Below are 17618 nucleotides of genomic sequence, written 5' to 3'. Positions count from 1 at the left end.
AAGCAGGATGCTTACCGATGCACTTCAGCGAACTGATCAACGCACTTTCCACCCGTCCCATCCGTCTGCAGCGTGAAGACCAGGACCTGATCGTCCTGGGTGATGACCAGACGCTGGACGACCCCCTGTGGGAGGCGTTGTCCCGGCACAAGCCGGCCTTGCTGGAGATGCTTGCAAGTCAGGATGACGATTGGCTCAGCCCGGCATTTCGCGTCACCCCCGACATGCTGCCGTTGGTCAGCCTCGACCAGGCGGCCATTGACCGTATCGTCGACAGCGTGCCGGGCGGGGCGGCCAACGTACAGGACATCTACCCGCTGGCACCCCTGCAGCGGGGCATGCTGTACCACCACCTTTCGGCGCAGGACGGCGACCCCTACCTGTCGCAGGTGCAACTGCGTTTCGCCAGCAAGACGCACCTCGATGCCTTCGCCGACGCCCTGCAAGCGGTCATCCAGCGCCACGACATCCTGCGCACTGCCGTACATTGGGAATGCCTGGACGAGCCCGTGCAGGTGGTATGGCGCGAAGCGGCCCTGGTGCGTGAAGCGTTGCCGTTCAAAGGCCACGGTGCACTGACCGAGCTGTGCGACCACCTGGCCCCACGCCATTATCGACTGGACCTGCGCCAGGCACCCCTGATGCAACTGGCCCAAGCCCAGGGTGAGGGGCAGGCGTGGGTGGCAGTGCTGACCTTCCATCACATGATCATGGATCACACGGCGCTCGATATCGTGCGCCGGGAAATCCAGGCGCATTTGGCCGGTACGGCCGCGCAGTTGCCCGCGCCGACGCCGTTTCGCAACTTCCTGGCGGCGGCCCGCCAGGCCCTGGACGAACAAGCCCACACCCAGTTTTTCGAGCACATGCTGGCCGATATCGACGAGCCGACCCTGGCCTTCGGTGCCCAGGCAAAGCCCGAGCAGCTTCTGCAGCAAGCCCGCCTGACCTTGCCGACCCCTCTGGCCCGTCGCCTGCGTCAACAGGCCCGGCAGCTCGGGGTCAGCCCAGCCAGCGTCCTGCACCTGGGCTTCGCCCGGTGGGTAGGGCAGCTGGCCGGGCGTCAGACGGTGGTGTTCGGCAGCGTATTGCTCGGCCGCATGACCGCCGGGGAGGGCGGCGAGCAGGCATTGGGCATGTTCATCAACACGCTGCCGCTGCGTATCGACGTGACAGAGGTGGGGGTCAAGGACGGCCTGTTGCACACCCACCGTCGTCTGACCGGCTTGCTGGCCCACGAACAAGCGTCCCTGGCCCTGGCTCAGCGCTGCAGCGGGGTGGCTGCGCCCACGGCCTTGTTCAACAGCATGCTCAATTACCGTCACAGCGACGCCGGCGACGCCGCCGAGATCATTCCTGTCGCGCCGGGTATCGACATTGTCGGCGCCGAGGAGCGTACCGATTACCCATTGACGGTGAGCGTGGACGATTTGGGCGACGACCTGCGCCTGACCGTGCAAAGCCTGCCTGAATGGGATGCCGCACGCCTGAGCCAGCAGTTCGAGCAGGTGCTCGCCAATCTCGTGCACGCCCTGGAACACGAGCCCGACACGCCTTTGCAGCACGTGGCCGTACTGCCGCCGCAGGAATTCGATCAGGTGGTGCGTCGCTTCAACGACACCGCCTGCACCTATCGGCAGGGCGACACTGTGCACGCACGGATCCAAGCCCGTGCGCGCGTGGCGCCAGAGGCCATCGCACTGCGTCAGGACGGCCAGGTGCTGAGCTACGCGGCGCTCAACCAGCAGGCCAATCAGCTGGCCCACTGGCTGCTGGCTGAGGGTGTGGAGCCAGGCCAACGCATCGCCCTGTGCCTGCCGCGAAATGCCAACAGGCTGGTCGGCATGCTCGCGGTGCTCAAGGCCGGTGCGGCCTACGTGCCCGTCGATCCCGCTTACCCCGCAGACCGCATCGCCTACTTGCTGACCGACAGCGCACCCGCCTGGGTGCTGGCCGAGTCCGGCATCGAAGGCCTGCCCACTGGCGTGCCGCGCCTGGATCTGGACCATCCCCCTGCCGACGCCCCGACACACGACCCTGTGGTCACGGGGCTGGATGATCGGCAACTGGCCTACCTCGTCTACACCTCAGGCTCGACCGGCCAGCCCAAGGGCGTAATGGTCGAACACCGTGCCCTGGTCAACCTGGTGGACTGGCACTGCCAGGCCTTCGAGCTGGACGAGCACGGCCACGCCTCGAGCGTGGCCGGGTTCGGTTTCGATGCCCTGGCCTGGGAGGTATGGCCCTGCCTGTGCGCCGGGGCTACGCTGCACCTGCCGCCGGCGGATGTTGGCAATGAGCATGTCGAGGCGCTGCTCGACTGGTGGCTGGAGCAGCCGCTGACGGTGAGTTTCCTGCCAACGCCCGTGGCCGAGCACGCGCTGCGCCGCGAGCGCCAGCACCCGACCTTGCGCACCCTGCTGGTGGGCGGCGATCGCCTGCGCCACTTCGAGCGCGACCCAGGCTTTGCATTGGTCAACAACTACGGCCCGACCGAAACCACCGTGGTCGCCACTTCTGGACGACTGCGCCCAGGCGGTGCCCTCCATATCGGTACGCCGATCGCCAATACCCAGGTCTACGTGCTGGACGCAGGCCTGCAACCGGTGCCCGTGGGCGTTGTAGGCGAGTTGTATATCGGGGGCGCTCAGGTGGCGCGGGGCTACTTCAACCGCCCCGAACTGACGCACTCGCATTTCATCAAGGATCCGTTCAGCGATGACCCTCAGGCACGCCTGTACCGCAGCGGTGACCTGGTACGCTGGAACACCGACGGCACGCTGGATTACCTCGGGCGCAACGACGACCAGGTGAAGATTCGCGGCGTGCGCGTTGAGCTGGGTGAAATCGAGGCGGCGCTCAAGTGCCAGCCTGGTGTCGAAGACGCCGTGGTGCTGGTGCGCGACGGCCGACTGCTGGGTTGGTATACCCAAACTCGGCCTCTTGAAGCGCTGGCGCTGCGCGAGGCGTTGCAGGCCTGTCTGCCCGCGCAACTGGTGCCCGCGGCACTGACCTGCCTCAAGGCGCTGCCGCTGACCCGCCATGGCAAGCTTGACCGCCGGGCGTTGCCAACCCCGGACACCTCAAGCCTTGCTGCCAGCGCCTTCGAAGCCCCGCACCCCCCGACTGAAACAGCCATGGCCGCGATCTGGGCCGACGTGCTGCAGGTCGACCGGGTAGGGCGCCACGACAACTTCTTCGAGCTGGGTGGGCACTCGTTGTTGGCGGTCACGCTGGTCGAGCGTCTGCGCCGGGCGTCGCTGGTGGTGGACGTGCGCATGCTGTTCGCCCAGCCCACCGTCGCCGCCCTGGCCGCTGTGGTTGGCGATAGCCCGGCCTTGCAGGTGCCGGCCAATGGCGTGCCGACGGGCGCGCAGCGCATTACGCCCGACATGCTCAGCCTGATCACGCTGGAGCAGCACCTGATCGACCGCATCACTGCTCAGGTACCAGGCGGCGCGGCCAACGTGCAGGAAATCTATCCGCTGGCACCCCTGCAGCAGGGCGTGCTCTACCATCACCTGAGCGCAGAGCAGGGCGACCCCTACCTCTTGCAGACACGCCTGGCATTCGACAGCATCGAGCGCCTGCTGGCCTGGGCCGGCGCCCTGCAACAGGTCATCGACCGACATGACATTCTGCGCACCGCTGTCCTGAGTCACGGCTTGGCGCAGCCGCTGCAGGTGGTGTGGCGCAAGGCCGAGCTGGGCGTCTTCGAGGTGACCGACCTGCACGAGGATTCGGGCACCTCGCGCATCGACCAGTTGCAGGCGCGCTTCGATGCCCGCCATCACCGCATGGACCTGAGCCAGGCACCCCTGGCGCAGTTGCACTATAGCCTGGACCCTGACAATCACCGGGTGGTGGCCGTGTTGCTGTTCCATCACCTGGCACTGGACCACACGGCCCTGGACGTGGTGCTGTACGAGATGCGCGCCTTGCTGTTCGGGCAAGGGCATACCCTGCCGCCGGCCGTGCCATACCGTAATTACGTTGCCCAGGCTTGCCTGGGCAACGAAGCCGCCCACGAGGCCTTCTTCAAGACCCTGCTGGCCGATGTCGATGAGCCCACCCTGCCGCTCGGTCATGCCGACGTGCAAGGCGACGGTGCTGGCATCGAGCACGCCTTGCTGGCGCTCGACCACGGCCTGGCCCAGGGCCTACGTGCCCAGGCCAGGCGCCTGGGTGTCAGTGCTGCGAGCCTGATGCACGTGGCCTGGGCCCGTGTACTTGGGGTGTTGGCCAACCGCAGCGATGTGGTGTTCGGCACAGTGCTGATGGGGCGCTCGCAAGCCGGCGAGGGCGCCGACCGCGCACTGGGCATGTTCATCAACACCCTGCCTCTGCGTGTCGATACCGCCGCCGGGGTAGAACAAGGCGTGTTGGCCACGCACCGCCACTTGTCGGCCCTGCTGGCCCACGAGCATGCGTCGTTGGCACTGGCCCAGCGTTGCAGCGGCGTGGCCGCCGGGACGCCGTTGTTCAGCGCGCTGCTCAACTACCGCCACAGCGCCGACCCGGCCGCCCAGGCAGGTGACGGCCTCTGGGAGGGCGTACAGCTGCTGGGGGCAGAGGAGCGCAGCAACTACCCGCTCACCCTCAGCGTCAACGACCTGGGTGATGGTTTTACCTTCAACGTGCTGGCGTTGATCGACATCGGCGCGGCGCGGGTCGCCGAGTGGATGGCAATGGCCGTGGCGCAGATGGTTCGGGCGTTGGAGCACAACCCGCAAACCAGCGTTCAGCGCCTGTCCATACTGGACGATGCGGCGCGCGAGCAGGTGCTGGGCGGCTTCAACTTGACCGCGCAAGCGTACCCACAGGGCCAGACCGTACATGCGCTGATCGAGGCCCAGGCTGCCGCGGTGCCCGATGCCACAGCGGTGTGCCAGGGCTCCCTGACCCTGACCTTCGCCCAGCTTAACCGACGCGCCAATCAGTTGGCCCATCGGCTGATCGCAGAGGGTGTAGGCAGGGCTGACCGCGTTGCCTTGTGCCTTGATCGCACACTGGACCGTATCGTCGCCTTGCTGGCCGTGCTCAAGGCCGGGGCCGCCTACGTGCCCGTGGACCCGGCCTATCCGGCCAGCCGTATCGCCTACCTGCTCGAAGACAGCGCGCCGGCCCTGTTGCTGGCCCAGGCCGACATTGGCGGCCTGCCGCCGCACGTGCGCCGCATCGACCTCGACCAGCCGGATGCTTACCTGAGCCTTACCGACAACCCGCACGTGGCGGGGCTGACTGCCAATGACCTGGCGTACCTGGTGTACACCTCAGGGTCCACCGGCCAGCCCAAGGGCGTCATGGTCGAGCACCACACCGTGACCAACCTCGTCCACTGGCACTGCCAGGCGTTCGCCGTGCAGGCGGGCACACGCACCTCCAGCGTTGCCGGTTTCGGTTTCGACGCCATGGCTTGGGAAGTCTGGCCCGCCCTGTGCGCGGGGGCCACGCTGCACCTGCCGCCGGCCTACCTGGGCAACGAGCAGGTCGAGGCGTTGCTGGACTGGTGGCTCGAACAACCCCTGACGGTCAGTTTCCTGCCGACCCCTGTGGCTGAACAGGCGCTGCGCCGCCCACACCAGCACGCCACGTTGCGCACCCTGCTGGTGGGCGGCGATCGCCTGCGTCAGTTCGAGCAGGACCCAGGGTTCACCGTGGTCAACAACTACGGCCCCACCGAGTGCACCGTGGTTGCCACCTCGGGTGCGTTGGCACCCGGCGCAGCCCTGCACATTGGCACACCCATCGCCAATACCCGTGTCTACGTGCTCGATGACCTGGGCCAGCCTGTGCCGGTCGGGGTCACCGGCGAGCTCTACATTGGTGGCGCGCAAGTGGCGCGAGGCTATTTCAACCGGCCGGACCTGACCGCAGAGCGCTTCCTGCGTGACCCGTTCAGCCGCCTGCCCAACGCCCGCCTGTACCGCAGCGGCGACCTGGTGCGCTGGAACAGCGATGGCACGCTTGATTACCTGGGCCGCAACGACGACCAGGTCAAGGTACGTGGCGTCAGGGTGGAGCTGGGTGAAATCGAGGCCGCGCTCCGGGCGCAGCCCGGCGTCGGCGATGCCGTGGTGCTGGTGCGCGGAGAACGCTTGCTGGCCTGGTTCACCGAGACCTCTGCTGTCGAGGTGAGTGACGTGCGCCAGGGCTTGCAGGCAAGCCTGCCCGGTCAGCTGTTGCCCCAGGCCTTCATCCGCATCCAGGCGCTGCCCCTGACCAGCCATGGCAAGCTCGACCGTCGCGCGCTGCCCGAGCCACAGCCCCAGGACCTGGTCCAGCAGGGGTATGAGGCCCCGCTGGGTGAAACCGAGGCGATCATCGCACAGGTGTGGGCCGACGTGCTGGGCCTGGAGCAGGTCGGCCGGCACGACAACTTCTTCGAACTGGGCGGGCATTCGCTGTTGGCCGTGAGCCTGATCGAGCGGCTGCGCGAACAAGGCTTGGCCCTGGATGTGCGCGTGTTGTTCGGGCAACCGACGGTGGCGGCATTGGCCGGGGCGCTGGGCTCAGCCCGCGAGGTCCAAATCCCTGCCAACGGTATCCCGGCCCACTGCACCCGCATCATCCCGACCATGCTGCCCTTGCTGACGCTGGAGCAGGCTGCGCTGGACCGCATCGTTGCTGCGATCCCCGGCGGTGCGGCCAACGTCCAGGACATCTACCCACTGGCGCCGCTGCAGGAGGGCATTCTCTATCACCACCTCAGTGCAGACGATGCCGACCCGTACCTGCTGCAATGGCGGGTCACCTTCGATTCGCGGCAAAGGCTGCATGCCTTTGCCCAGGCGCTCGACCAGGTGGTGGCCCGCCACGATGTGTTGCGCACGGCGGTGCTCTGGGATGGCTTGCCCCAGCCGGTGCAGGTGGTGCAGCGTTCGGCGAGCCTGGCGTTGATCGAGGTGACCTCGAACGACGCGATGCTTGCTGGTCAACGTATCGAGCTTGCCTCGGCGCCGCTGATTCGGCTGTTGCCTATCCATGACGCGGCAGGCGTGCAGGCCGTGCTGCAGTTCCACCACATCGTGCTCGACCACACCGCCATGAAGGTGGTGTTGGCAGAGATTCGCGATCACTTGCACGGCCAGACGCCGGCAGGGGCGCCGGTGCCTTACCGCAACTACGTGGCCCAGGCCCGGCTGGATATCAGCGAGGCCGAGCACGAAGCGTTCTTCAGGACCGAACTGGGCGATGTCGAAGAGCCGACGCTGCCCTATGGGCTTGCCGATCTGCAGCATGAAGGCGGTGATTTCGAGCTGGCCAGTACCGATTTGGCCACTGAGCAGTATCAACGGCTGCGGGCGCTGGCCCGCCAGTGCGGGGTGAGCGCCGCAAGCCTGGTGCACCTGGCCTGGGCGCGGTTGGTCGCGGCCACCAGTGGCAAGGACGACGTGGTCTTCGGCACTGTGCTGCTTGGGCGCCTGCAAGGCGGCGAGGGCGCCGACAGGGCCTTGGGTATGTTCATCAACACCCTGCCGCTGCGCCTGGACTTGGCAGGGCTCGACGTACGGGCAGCGGTACAGCTGACCCACCAGCGCCTGGCTGCGTTGTTGGTCCACGAGCACGCCTCGCTGGCGCTGGCCCAGCGCTGCAGCGGCGTGGCCGCACCCACGCCGCTGTTCAGCGCGATGCTCAACTACCGCCACGGCGCGACCGAGCAAGAGCAGCAGGCGCGCGACCAGGCCCTTGAGGGTATCGAGGTGCTGCCGGCCGGCGGGCATGGCAATTACCCGATCAGCGTCAACGTCGATGACCTGGGCACAGGGCTGCGCATCACCGCCCAGGTGTGCAGGCCCATCGGCGCCCGCCCACTGTGCGAGCAATTGGCGCATGTACTGGTCGAGCTGCTGGATGCGCTTGAACGGCGCCCGGCGCTACCGGTGCACAGCCTGTCACTGCTTGACCCTGCGGCGCGCGCAGCAGTACTGGGTAACCATCGCGCCTGTCCACATGACCTGACCCAGACCCTGCACGGTCTTTTCGAAGCGCAGGCCCTGCGCAGCCCGCAGGCCATCGCGCTGGTCGCTGAGGACGGCGAGCTGAGCTACGCCGAGCTCGATCAACAGGCCAATGGTCTGGCTCACCATTTGCTGTCGCTGGGCGTACAGCCCGACGACCGCGTTGCGCTCTGCCTTGAGCGCGGTGTCGCGCTGGTGGTTGGCCTGCTGGGCATCCTCAAGGCCGGCGCGGCCTATGTGCCGATCGACCCTGGCTACCCCGCCGAGCGGATTGGCCACATGCTGCGCGACAGCGACCCACGCGCGGTGCTGGTGCATCGCGCCACTGGCGACCTGGCGCTGCCTACCCAGGCGCCCAAGGTGGACATGGACACCGCCCGGTGGGCGCAGCAAGCGCATTTGGCTCCCCAGGTGCCTGGGCTCACAGCACGCAACCTGGCCTACGTGATCTACACCTCCGGCTCTACCGGGCTGCCCAAGGGCGTCATGGTCGAGCACCGTAACGTGGTGAACCTGGTGCACTGGAGCCAAGGGCAGTGGCCGCTCGCGGGGACCCAGGCTGTACTGCACAAGACGCCGATCAGCTTCGACGCCTCGGTGTGGGAGCTGTTCTGGCCACTGTGCAACGGCTTGCGCCTGGTGCTGGCCCGCCCGTTGGGCGAGCGCGACCCGGACTACCTGGCTCGGCTGATCCAGGCGCAGGGCGTGGCCGTGGTGCAGTTCGTGCCTGCGCTGCTGCAACAGTTCCTCGATCATCCAGGCAGCCGCCTGTGTTCAGGCTTGACAGACATCGTGTGCGGCGGCGGTGAGCTGACCCATGCGCTGGCCACGCAAGTGCGCGAGCAGTTGCCTCAGGTGCGTCTGCACAACGTCTACGGCCCCACCGAGACCACGGTCGATTGCAGCGCCTGGACGCTGCAGCCCACTGCCGCCATCCCCGTCGCTGGCCTGCCGATCGGAAGCCCGGTGGACAATACCCGCCTGTATGTACTCGATGCACACGACCAACCGGTGCCGCCAGGCGTTGCCGGGCACCTGCACATAGGCGGTGCTGGCGTGGCGCGCGGGTATCTGGGCTTGCCCGAGCAGCAGGCGGAGCGTTTCCTCGACAATCCCTTCGTCGAGGGCGAGCGGCTTTACCGCAGTGGCGACCTGGTGCGCCTGAATGCTCAGGGCGAGCTGGTCTTCCTTGGTCGACTCGACCAGCAGATCAAGCTGCGTGGCCTGCGAATCGAACCAGGCGAAATCGAAACCTGCCTGCAGCGCCTGCCTGGCGTGCACGCCGCCGTAGTGCTGGCGGTGGACGGTACGCGCCTGGCTGCCTGGTACACCGGTGACCCGCAGGCACCAGAGGCACTGCGCCAGGGCGTGCTCGAGCACTTGCCCGAGCACATGGTGCCTGCGGTGTTCATTCACGTGGATCGCTGGCCGCTGACGCCGAACGGCAAGCTCGACCGCAAAGCCTTGCCCACCCCGGACAGCGTGGTGCAGGGACGGGCCTTCGAGGCGCCGGTGGGTGATACCGAAGTGCTGCTGGCCCGCCTGTGGGGCGAATTGCTGACGGTGGCGCAGGTAGGCCGACACGATAATTTCTTCGAATTGGGTGGCCACTCGCTGCTGGCCGTCACCCTGACTGCTCGGCTGCGCCTTGAAGGCTTGCAGGTCGATGTGCGCACCTTGTTCGGCCAGCCCACCGTGGCTGCCCTGGCTGCCACGCTCACTGCCAGCCGTCAGGTCCAGGTGCCCGAGAACCGCATCCCGGCCGGCTGCTCGCACATCACCCCCGACATGCTCAGCCTGATCGAGCTGGATCAGGCTTGCATTGCGCGGATCGTCTCGCAGGTCCCGGGCGGTGCAGCCAACGTGCAGGACATCTACCCCCTGGCGCCGTTGCAGGAGGGCATCCTCTACCATCACCTGTCGGCCGAGCATGATCCCTACGTGCTGCACACGCGCCTGCGTTTTAGCGACAAGCAACGGCTGCAGGCCTTTGCCGCTGCACTGGACCAGGTCATCGCCCGCCACGATGTATTGCGCACGGCGATCTTCTGGGAAGGGCTGCCGCAAGCGGTGCAGGTGGTGGTGCGCCAGGCGCGCCTGAGCGTGGACGCCGTGGCTGACCTGTCGGCCACTGCCACCCTCGACCTGGCGCGGGCACCGCTGCTGCGACTGGTGTACAGCCAGGGACAGAACGGCATCGACGCCAGCTTGCAGTTCCACCACATCGTGTTGGACCACACGGCGCTGGAGGTGGTGGGCGAAGAACTGACAGCCTTGCTCAGTGGTGCCCCCGCACCGGCTCATGCTGCGGTGCCTTACCGCAATTACGTCGCCCAGGCCAGGCTGGGGGTCGATCAGCGCGCCCATGAAGCGTTCTTCACCGCGCAACTGGGTGACATCGACGAGCCGACCTTGCCTTATGGCCTGGATGACGTACAAGGCGACGGCCGCGACCTGGACGAGGCCAGGCAGGTCTTGCCCGAGGCGCTGTCCACCGGCTTGCGCCAACAAGCTCGGCGCTTGGGCATCAGTGTTGCTTCGTTGTTCCACCTGGCCTGGGCCCGCCTGCTCGGGGCTGCCAGTGGCAGAACGCGCGTGGTGTTCGGCACCGTGCTGCTGGGGCGCCTGCAGGGCGGAGAAGGGTCCGAGCGGGCACTGGGGATGTTCATCAACACCTTGCCACTGCGTGTGGACCTGGAGGCCATCGGCATGGTCGATGCGGCCAGGGCCGTGCATCAGGGGCTCAGCGACCTGCTGGCCCATGAGCATGCCTCGCTGGCGCTGGCACAGCGTTGCAGTGGCGTCGCGGCGCCGCAGCCGCTCTTCAGCGCAATGCTCAACTATCGCCATGGCACCCAGCCGGGTGCCGATCGCGGCGAAGGCTGGGCGGGTATTGAGGTGGTGGACGGGCAGGAGCGCACCAACTACCCGCTGAGCCTGAACGTGGATGATCTGGGCGAGGCTTTCCGACTGGTGGCCACCGTACCTGCGCAGATCGGCGCGCAGCGCATCTGCGGGCAGGTGCAACAGGTGCTGCAAACGCTGCTGAGCGGGCTTGAACGCACCCCCACGTTGCCCGTGCAGCAATTGCCCGTGCTCGAAAGCCATGAGCGTGAACGCGTGGTGGCAGGTTTCAACGCTACCGAAAAGGCGTACGGGCTCGATCACACGCTGCATCGACTGATCGAAGATCAGGTGCAGCGCACCCCGCAGGCCGTCGCCGTCAGCGACGAGGAGGGCGAACTGACCTTCGAGCAGCTCAACGCCCAGGCCAACCGCCTGGCTCATCACCTCATCGCGCTGGGCGTGACGCCCGATGATCGCGTGGCGATCTGCGTTGAACGCAGTTTGTCGATGATGGTGGGGCTGCTCGGAATTCTGAAGGCGGGCGGCGCGTATGTGCCGGTCGATCCGGATTACCCGGCAGAGCGTATTCGCCACATGCTCACCGACAGCGACCCGGTGGCGGTGCTGGTGCACGCGGCGACCCGGCATGTGCCCGAGCACGGCGTCGTGATCGATCTGGACGCGCCGTTGAGCCTGGAACTGCCTGCCACCAACCCGGAGGTGCCGGGGCTCACCCCGCAGCACCTGGCGTACGTCATCTATACCTCAGGCTCGACCGGCTTGCCCAAGGGCGTGATGAACGAGCATGCCGGCGTGGTCAACCGCCTGCTGTGGATGCAGGACGCCTATGCGCTGAGTGCTGACGACGTTGTACTGCAGAAGACCCCGTTCAGCTTCGACGTTTCGGTCTGGGAGCTGCTGTGGCCATTGCAGACCGGTGCGAAACTGGTCATGGCCAGGCCCGGCGGGCACCGCGACCCGCAGTACCTGCAACAGGTCATCGATACTGAAGGTGTCAGCACGCTGCACTTCGTGCCGTCGATGCTGGACGTGTTCCTCTCGGCCATCGAATCAGGCTGGTGCGCGCCTTTGCTCAAGCGTGTGGTGTGCAGCGGCGAAGCACTGCCAGGCAGCCTCGTGCGCCGCTTCCACCAGCAACTGCCGGATGTTGAGTTGCACAACCTCTACGGCCCGACCGAAGCCGCCGTGGATGTGAGTGCCTGGCACTGCGTGAGCGCACCCGACAACACCCCAATCGGCAAGCCCATCGCCAACACCACCCTGTACGTGCTGGACGATCAAGGCCAGCCGGTACCGCAGGGCGTGGCCGGCGAGCTGTACATCGGTGGCGTGCAGGTCGCCCGCGGTTACCTGAACCGGCCCGAACTGACCGCCGAGCGCTTCCTGGATGACCCGTTCGGTCAGCGCCCAGGCGGGCGGCTGTACCGCACAGGCGACCTGGCGCGGCACCTGCCGGACGGCAACCTCGAATACCTGGGCCGTAACGACGATCAGGTGAAGTTGCGTGGGCTGCGTATCGAACTGGGTGAAATCCAAGCGGCCATGACGGCTGTCGCGGGCATCAAGGAGGCCGTGGTCATCGCCCGCGACCAGCGCCTGATTGCCTACTACACCGGAGCCGAACAAAAGGTGGACGCGCTTCGCACGGCCTTGCTGCACCAATTGCCGGACTTCATGGTACCGGCGCTGTTCATGCACCTTCAGGCTTTGCCGCTGAGCCCCAACGGCAAGCTCGACCGCAAGGCGTTGCCTGCCCCTGACGTGACCCAGGAGCGCGTCTTCGAAGCCCCACTGGGCGAGACCGAAACCTTGCTGGCGGCGCTCTGGGCCGAACTGCTGGGTGTGGATCGTGTGGGCCGACAGGACAACTTCTTCGAGCTGGGCGGCCATTCGCTGCTGGCGGTCACCCTGACGGCGCGCCTGCGTGAGCGGGGGCTGCAAGCAGACATCCGGGTGTTGTTCGGCCAGCCGACGCTGCAAGCGCTGGCTGCCGCGCTGGGTCGTCAGCGCAGCGTCGTCGTGCCGGCCAACGTGATCACGCCTGACTGCACCCGTATCACGCCTGACCTGTTGCCACTGGCGGATCTTTCGCAAGCGGCCATCGACACGTTGGTGACGCAGATTCCCGGCGGCGTGGAGAACATTCAGGACATCTACGGCCTGGCGCCCTTGCAGCAGGGCATCCTCTATCACCACTTGGCCTGCGAAGACCGCGACCCCTACGTGCTGCAGGCGCGCTTCAGCTTCCCCGACCAGGCGCAGCTGGACGCGTTCGCCGCTGCCTTGGACGTGGTCATTGCTCGCCATGACATCCTGCGCACCAGCATCCATTGGCACGCGCTCGAAGAACCTGTGCAGGTGGTATGGCGAAACACGCCTGCGCTCGCCAGCCAACTTGCCACGCCTGGCGAGGGGCTCACGCTCACCCAGGCGCCGCTGGTGCGCCTGGTGCAAGCGCCCTCTGGGCAAGCGGTGCAGGCAACGCTGCTCATCCACCACATCATCCTCGACCATGCGGCGGTCGAGCAGCTGGTGGCGGAAATCACCACTGTGCTGCAAGGCCAGCCGGTGCTGCACGCCAGCACGCCGTACCGCAACTATGTGGCCCAGGCACGCCTTGGCGCCGATCCTCAGGCTGACGAGACGCTGTTCCGTGAGTTGTTGGGCGATATCGACGAGCCGACTGTCGTGTTCGGCTTGCATGACGCCGATACCGGTACCGGCGAGGTGTTCGAGACCCGCCAGTGGATCGAAGGCGAGGTGGTCTTGCAGCTGCGCGAACAAGCGCGTCGACTGGGCGTGAGCGTGGCCAGCCTGGTGCACCAAGGGTGGGCGCAGGTACTGGCGCAGCTCAGCGGCCGCGAGGAGGTGGTGTTCGGCACTGTCCTGCTGGGCCGCCTGCAGGGCGGCGCAGGCGCCGAACGCGCCTTGGGCATGTTCATCAATACCTTGCCGCTGCGCGTCAGCGCAGACGCGGCGAATGTCGCCGATGGCGTGCGCCTGACCCACCAGCGGCTGGCCAGCCTGCTGGCCCACGAACAGGCATCCTTGGCCTTGGCCCAGCGTTGCAGCGCCGTGCCGGCTTCACAAGCACTGTTCACCAGCCTGCTTAACTTCCGCCACAGCGCACCGGCCCAGCAGGGCTTGAGCCAGGCCTGGAACGGCATCGAGCAGGTGGCGGCGGTGGAGCGCAGCAACTACCCGTTGGTGGTCAACGTAGACGATGTGGGCGATGCCATGGCACTTACCGTGCAGGCCGTGGCCCAGGTCGATGGCCAGCAGGTCTGCAGGCTGCTGGGCCATGCGCTGAGCCAACTGGCGCAGGCCCTTAAGCAGGCGCCCGGTACGCCGTTGTGGCAGGTTTCGCAGTTACCGGCGGGTGAACGCGAACGGGTGCTCGACAGCTTCAACGCGACCGTGCGCGACTATCCACGCGATCAACCGCTGTACGCCTTGTTCAGCGCACAGGCCCAGCGTGCGCCTGGTGCCTGCGCCGTGATGCATGGCGAGCAGCAATGGACGTATGCCCAGCTGGAGGGGCATGCCAACCGTCTAGCCCACCACCTGCTGGACCTGGGCGTGACGCCGGGGGACAGCGTGGCACTGCTGTTGCCACGCAGCTTTGACCTGTTGGCGGCGCAGCTGGCCGTCAGCGCCTGCGGCGCCGTCTACGTGCCGCTGGACAGCTATGCGCCCGTGGAGCGCCAGGCCTACATGATGCAAGACAGTGGGGCCACCGTGCTGCTGACGTTGAGCCACGAGCCCGCGCTGCCGTGTGCCGTACGTATCGACCTGGACCGCTGTGATCTCGCCGGTCAGCCGGCGCAGGCGCCGCGCCTCGAGGTTTCAGCCCAGAGCGCGGCCTACGTGATGTATACCTCCGGCTCCACCGGGGCGGCAAAGGGTGTGCAGGTGCCCCATCGGGCCATTGCCCGTTTGGTCATCAACAACGGTTTTGCGACGTTCACCGCCCAGGACCGTGTCGCCTTCGCCTCGAACCCGGCGTTCGACGCCAGCACCCTGGAAGTGTGGGCGCCGCTGCTCAATGGCGGTGCGGTGGTGGTCATCGATCAGGACCAGGTGCTGGCGCACGACAGGTTGCGCGATGCATTGCTGACCCAGCAGGTGAGTGTGTTGTGGCTCACCGCCGGCCTGTTCCATCAGTTCGCCGAAGCCTTGCTGCCGGCCTTCGCACGCCTGCGCTACCTGATGGTCGGGGGTGACGTGCTGGACCCGCACGTCGTGGCCCGGGTGCTGCGAGACGGTGCACCGGCACACATGCTCAACGGCTACGGGCCGACCGAAGCCACCACCTTTACCACCACCTTTGAGGTGACCCGTGTGGAGGCGGGCAGCCTGCCCATAGGCCGGCCGATCGGCAACACCCGTTGCTACGTGCTGGACACTCACCAGCAGCTTTTGCCCGTGGGGGCCGTCGGCGAGCTGTACATCGGCGGGGACGGTGTAGCCTTGGGTTACCTGGGCCAGCCCGCGCTGACGGCCGAGCGCTTCATCGCCGATCCGTTCAGCGGTCGGCCGCAGGATCGGCTGTACCGCAGCGGCGATCTGGTGGCCTGGCAAGCAGACGGCACCCTGCGCTACCTGGGGCGTGCTGACCAGCAGGTCAAGCTGCGTGGTTTCCGCATCGAGTTGGGTGAAATCGAGGCGCGCCTGGCCACGTGCGAAGGCGTGCGGGAAGCTGTTGTGCTGCTGCGCGAGGACCAGCCGGGCGACAAACGGTTGGTGGCCTACTTTACGGTCCACGCTACCGCGCCGCTGATCGCCGACCTGCACGCCAGTTTGCAGACGCAGTTGCCCGACTACATGCTGCCGGCCGCTTACGTCCAGCTTGAGGCATTGCCGCTCACCGCCAATGGCAAGCTTGATCGGCGTGGCTTGCCAGCGCCTGGCCTCGACGCGGTCGTGACCCGTGGCTTCGAGGCCCCGCAGGGGGAGATTGAGGTGGCCTTGGCAAGTCTCTGGGCCGAGGTGCTCAAGGTCGAGCGCGTGGGTCGGCATGATCACTTCTTCGAACTGGGCGGGCACTCGCTGATGGCCGTGACCTTGGTTGAACGCATGCGCAAAGCCGGCCTGGGCGCCGACGTGCGTGTGCTGTTCGCCCAGCCTACCCTGGCAGCCCTGGCCGCCGCCGTGGGCCAGGACCGCGACCTGCAGGTGCCTGATAACCGCGTGCCAGCGCACGCCGAGCGCATCACGCCGCAGATGCTCAGCCTGATCACGCTCGATCAGGACAGCATCGACCACATCGTGGCCAGCGTGCCTGCCGGGGCCGCCAACGTGCAGGAAATCTACCCCCTGGCCCCGCTGCAGCAAGGCATTCTGTTCCATCACCTGAGTGCCGAGCAGGGTGACCCGTACCTGCTGCAATCGCGCCTGGCCTTCGACAGCCTGGCGCATCTGCAACGCTGGGCAGCGGCGCTGCAACAGGTGATCGACCGCCACGACATTCTGCGTACAGCCGTGCTCAGTGAAGGCCTGGCGCAACCGGTGCAGGTGGTATGGCGCAAAGCGCAGATGACGGTCAGCGCCGTCGACGGGCTGGACGAGACTGACGTGCTGCAAGCCTTGCAGGCGCGTTTCGATGCCCGCCAGCAGCGCCTGGACCTGGCGCAGGCGCCGATGATGCGCCTGGTGTACGCGCCCGATCCGCGCAACCTGCGCGTGGTGGCCATTTTGCAGTTCCACCACCTGGCCCTGGACCACACCGCCATGGAGGTCATCGCCAGCGAGATGCAGGCACTGATGACCGGGCAGGGTGACACGCTGACGGCGCCGGCACCGTATCGAAACTACGTGGCCCAAGCCCTGCTCGGGGCCGACGAGGCGGGGCACGAGGCGTTCTTCCGCCAGATGCTGGGCGATGTGGACGAACCCACCTTGCCGCTGGGCCTTGCCGACGTGCAAGGCGAAGGGCACGCCATCGAGGAGGCGCGCCTGGGCGTCGATGCCCGCGTGGCCCGGGGGTTGCGTGAGCAGGCCCGTCACCTGGGCGTGAGCGTCGCCAGCCTGGCGCACTTGGCCTGGGCGCGGGTGCTGGGCGCACTGGCCAACCGCAGTGACGTGGTCTTTGGCACCGTGTTGATGGGCCGCCTGCATGGCGGCGAAGGGGCCGACCGGGCGCTGGGTGTGTTCATCAATACCTTGCCGCTGCGCATCGACCTGTCCGTGTCGCTGGTCGAGGCCGTGCGCACTGCTCACCAGCACCTGAGCGCGCTGCTGATGCACGAGCACGCGTCCCTGGCGCTGGCCCAGCGCTGCAGTGGGGTGGCCGGCTCGCTGCCGCTGTTCAGTGCCTTGTTCAACTACCGCCACAGCAGCGCCGCCGACGGCAGCCATAGCGCGGCCATGCAGGGCGTGCGTCTGCTCGGGGGCGAAGAGCGCAGCAACTATCCGCTGACCTTGAGCGTCGATGACCTGGGCGAGGGCTTTAGCCTGAGTGTGCTGGCCCAGGCGGGGATCGACGCTGGGCAAGTTGCCAGTGCCATGAATCAGGTACTGTCCGCTCTGGTGGTCACGCTTGAGCAGGTGCGTCAGCCAGGCGCAGACACCGGGGCGGGCTTGCCAGTGGCCATGCTGCCGGTGCTCGACGCTCAAGCGCAGGCGCAGCTGTTGCACGGCTTCAACGCCACTTACAAAGCCTTCCCTCAAGGGCAAACCGTGCATGGGCTGGTCGAAGCCCAGGCGGCTCGCGCGCCGCAAACCGCTGCACTGGTGCAGGACGGATCCGTGCTGAGCTATGGCGAACTCAACCGCAGCGCCAACCGCCTG

Annotated in this window: 1 protein-coding gene (cut by a window edge); it reads left to right on the top strand. The window is 67.0% G+C overall.

Translation table 11 applies throughout. The features are described 5' to 3' along the window. Window positions 1-17 precede the first annotated feature (17 nt). Window positions 18-17618 carry the 5' portion of a non-ribosomal peptide synthase/polyketide synthase gene (locus tag PFU01S_RS22775; RefSeq protein ID WP_042139413.1) on the top strand. The gene runs 4752 nt beyond the window's last position, so the window shows 17601 of its 22353 coding nt (coding positions 1-17601); its start codon is at window positions 18-20; its stop codon lies beyond the right edge, outside the window.

Source organism: Pseudomonas fulva NBRC 16637 = DSM 17717, from assembly GCF_000730565.1.
GTDB lineage: Bacteria > Pseudomonadota > Gammaproteobacteria > Pseudomonadales > Pseudomonadaceae > Aquipseudomonas > Aquipseudomonas fulva.
The sequence above is the reverse complement of the archived record's forward strand: the minus strand, read 5'-3'. Positions and strand labels throughout refer to the sequence as shown.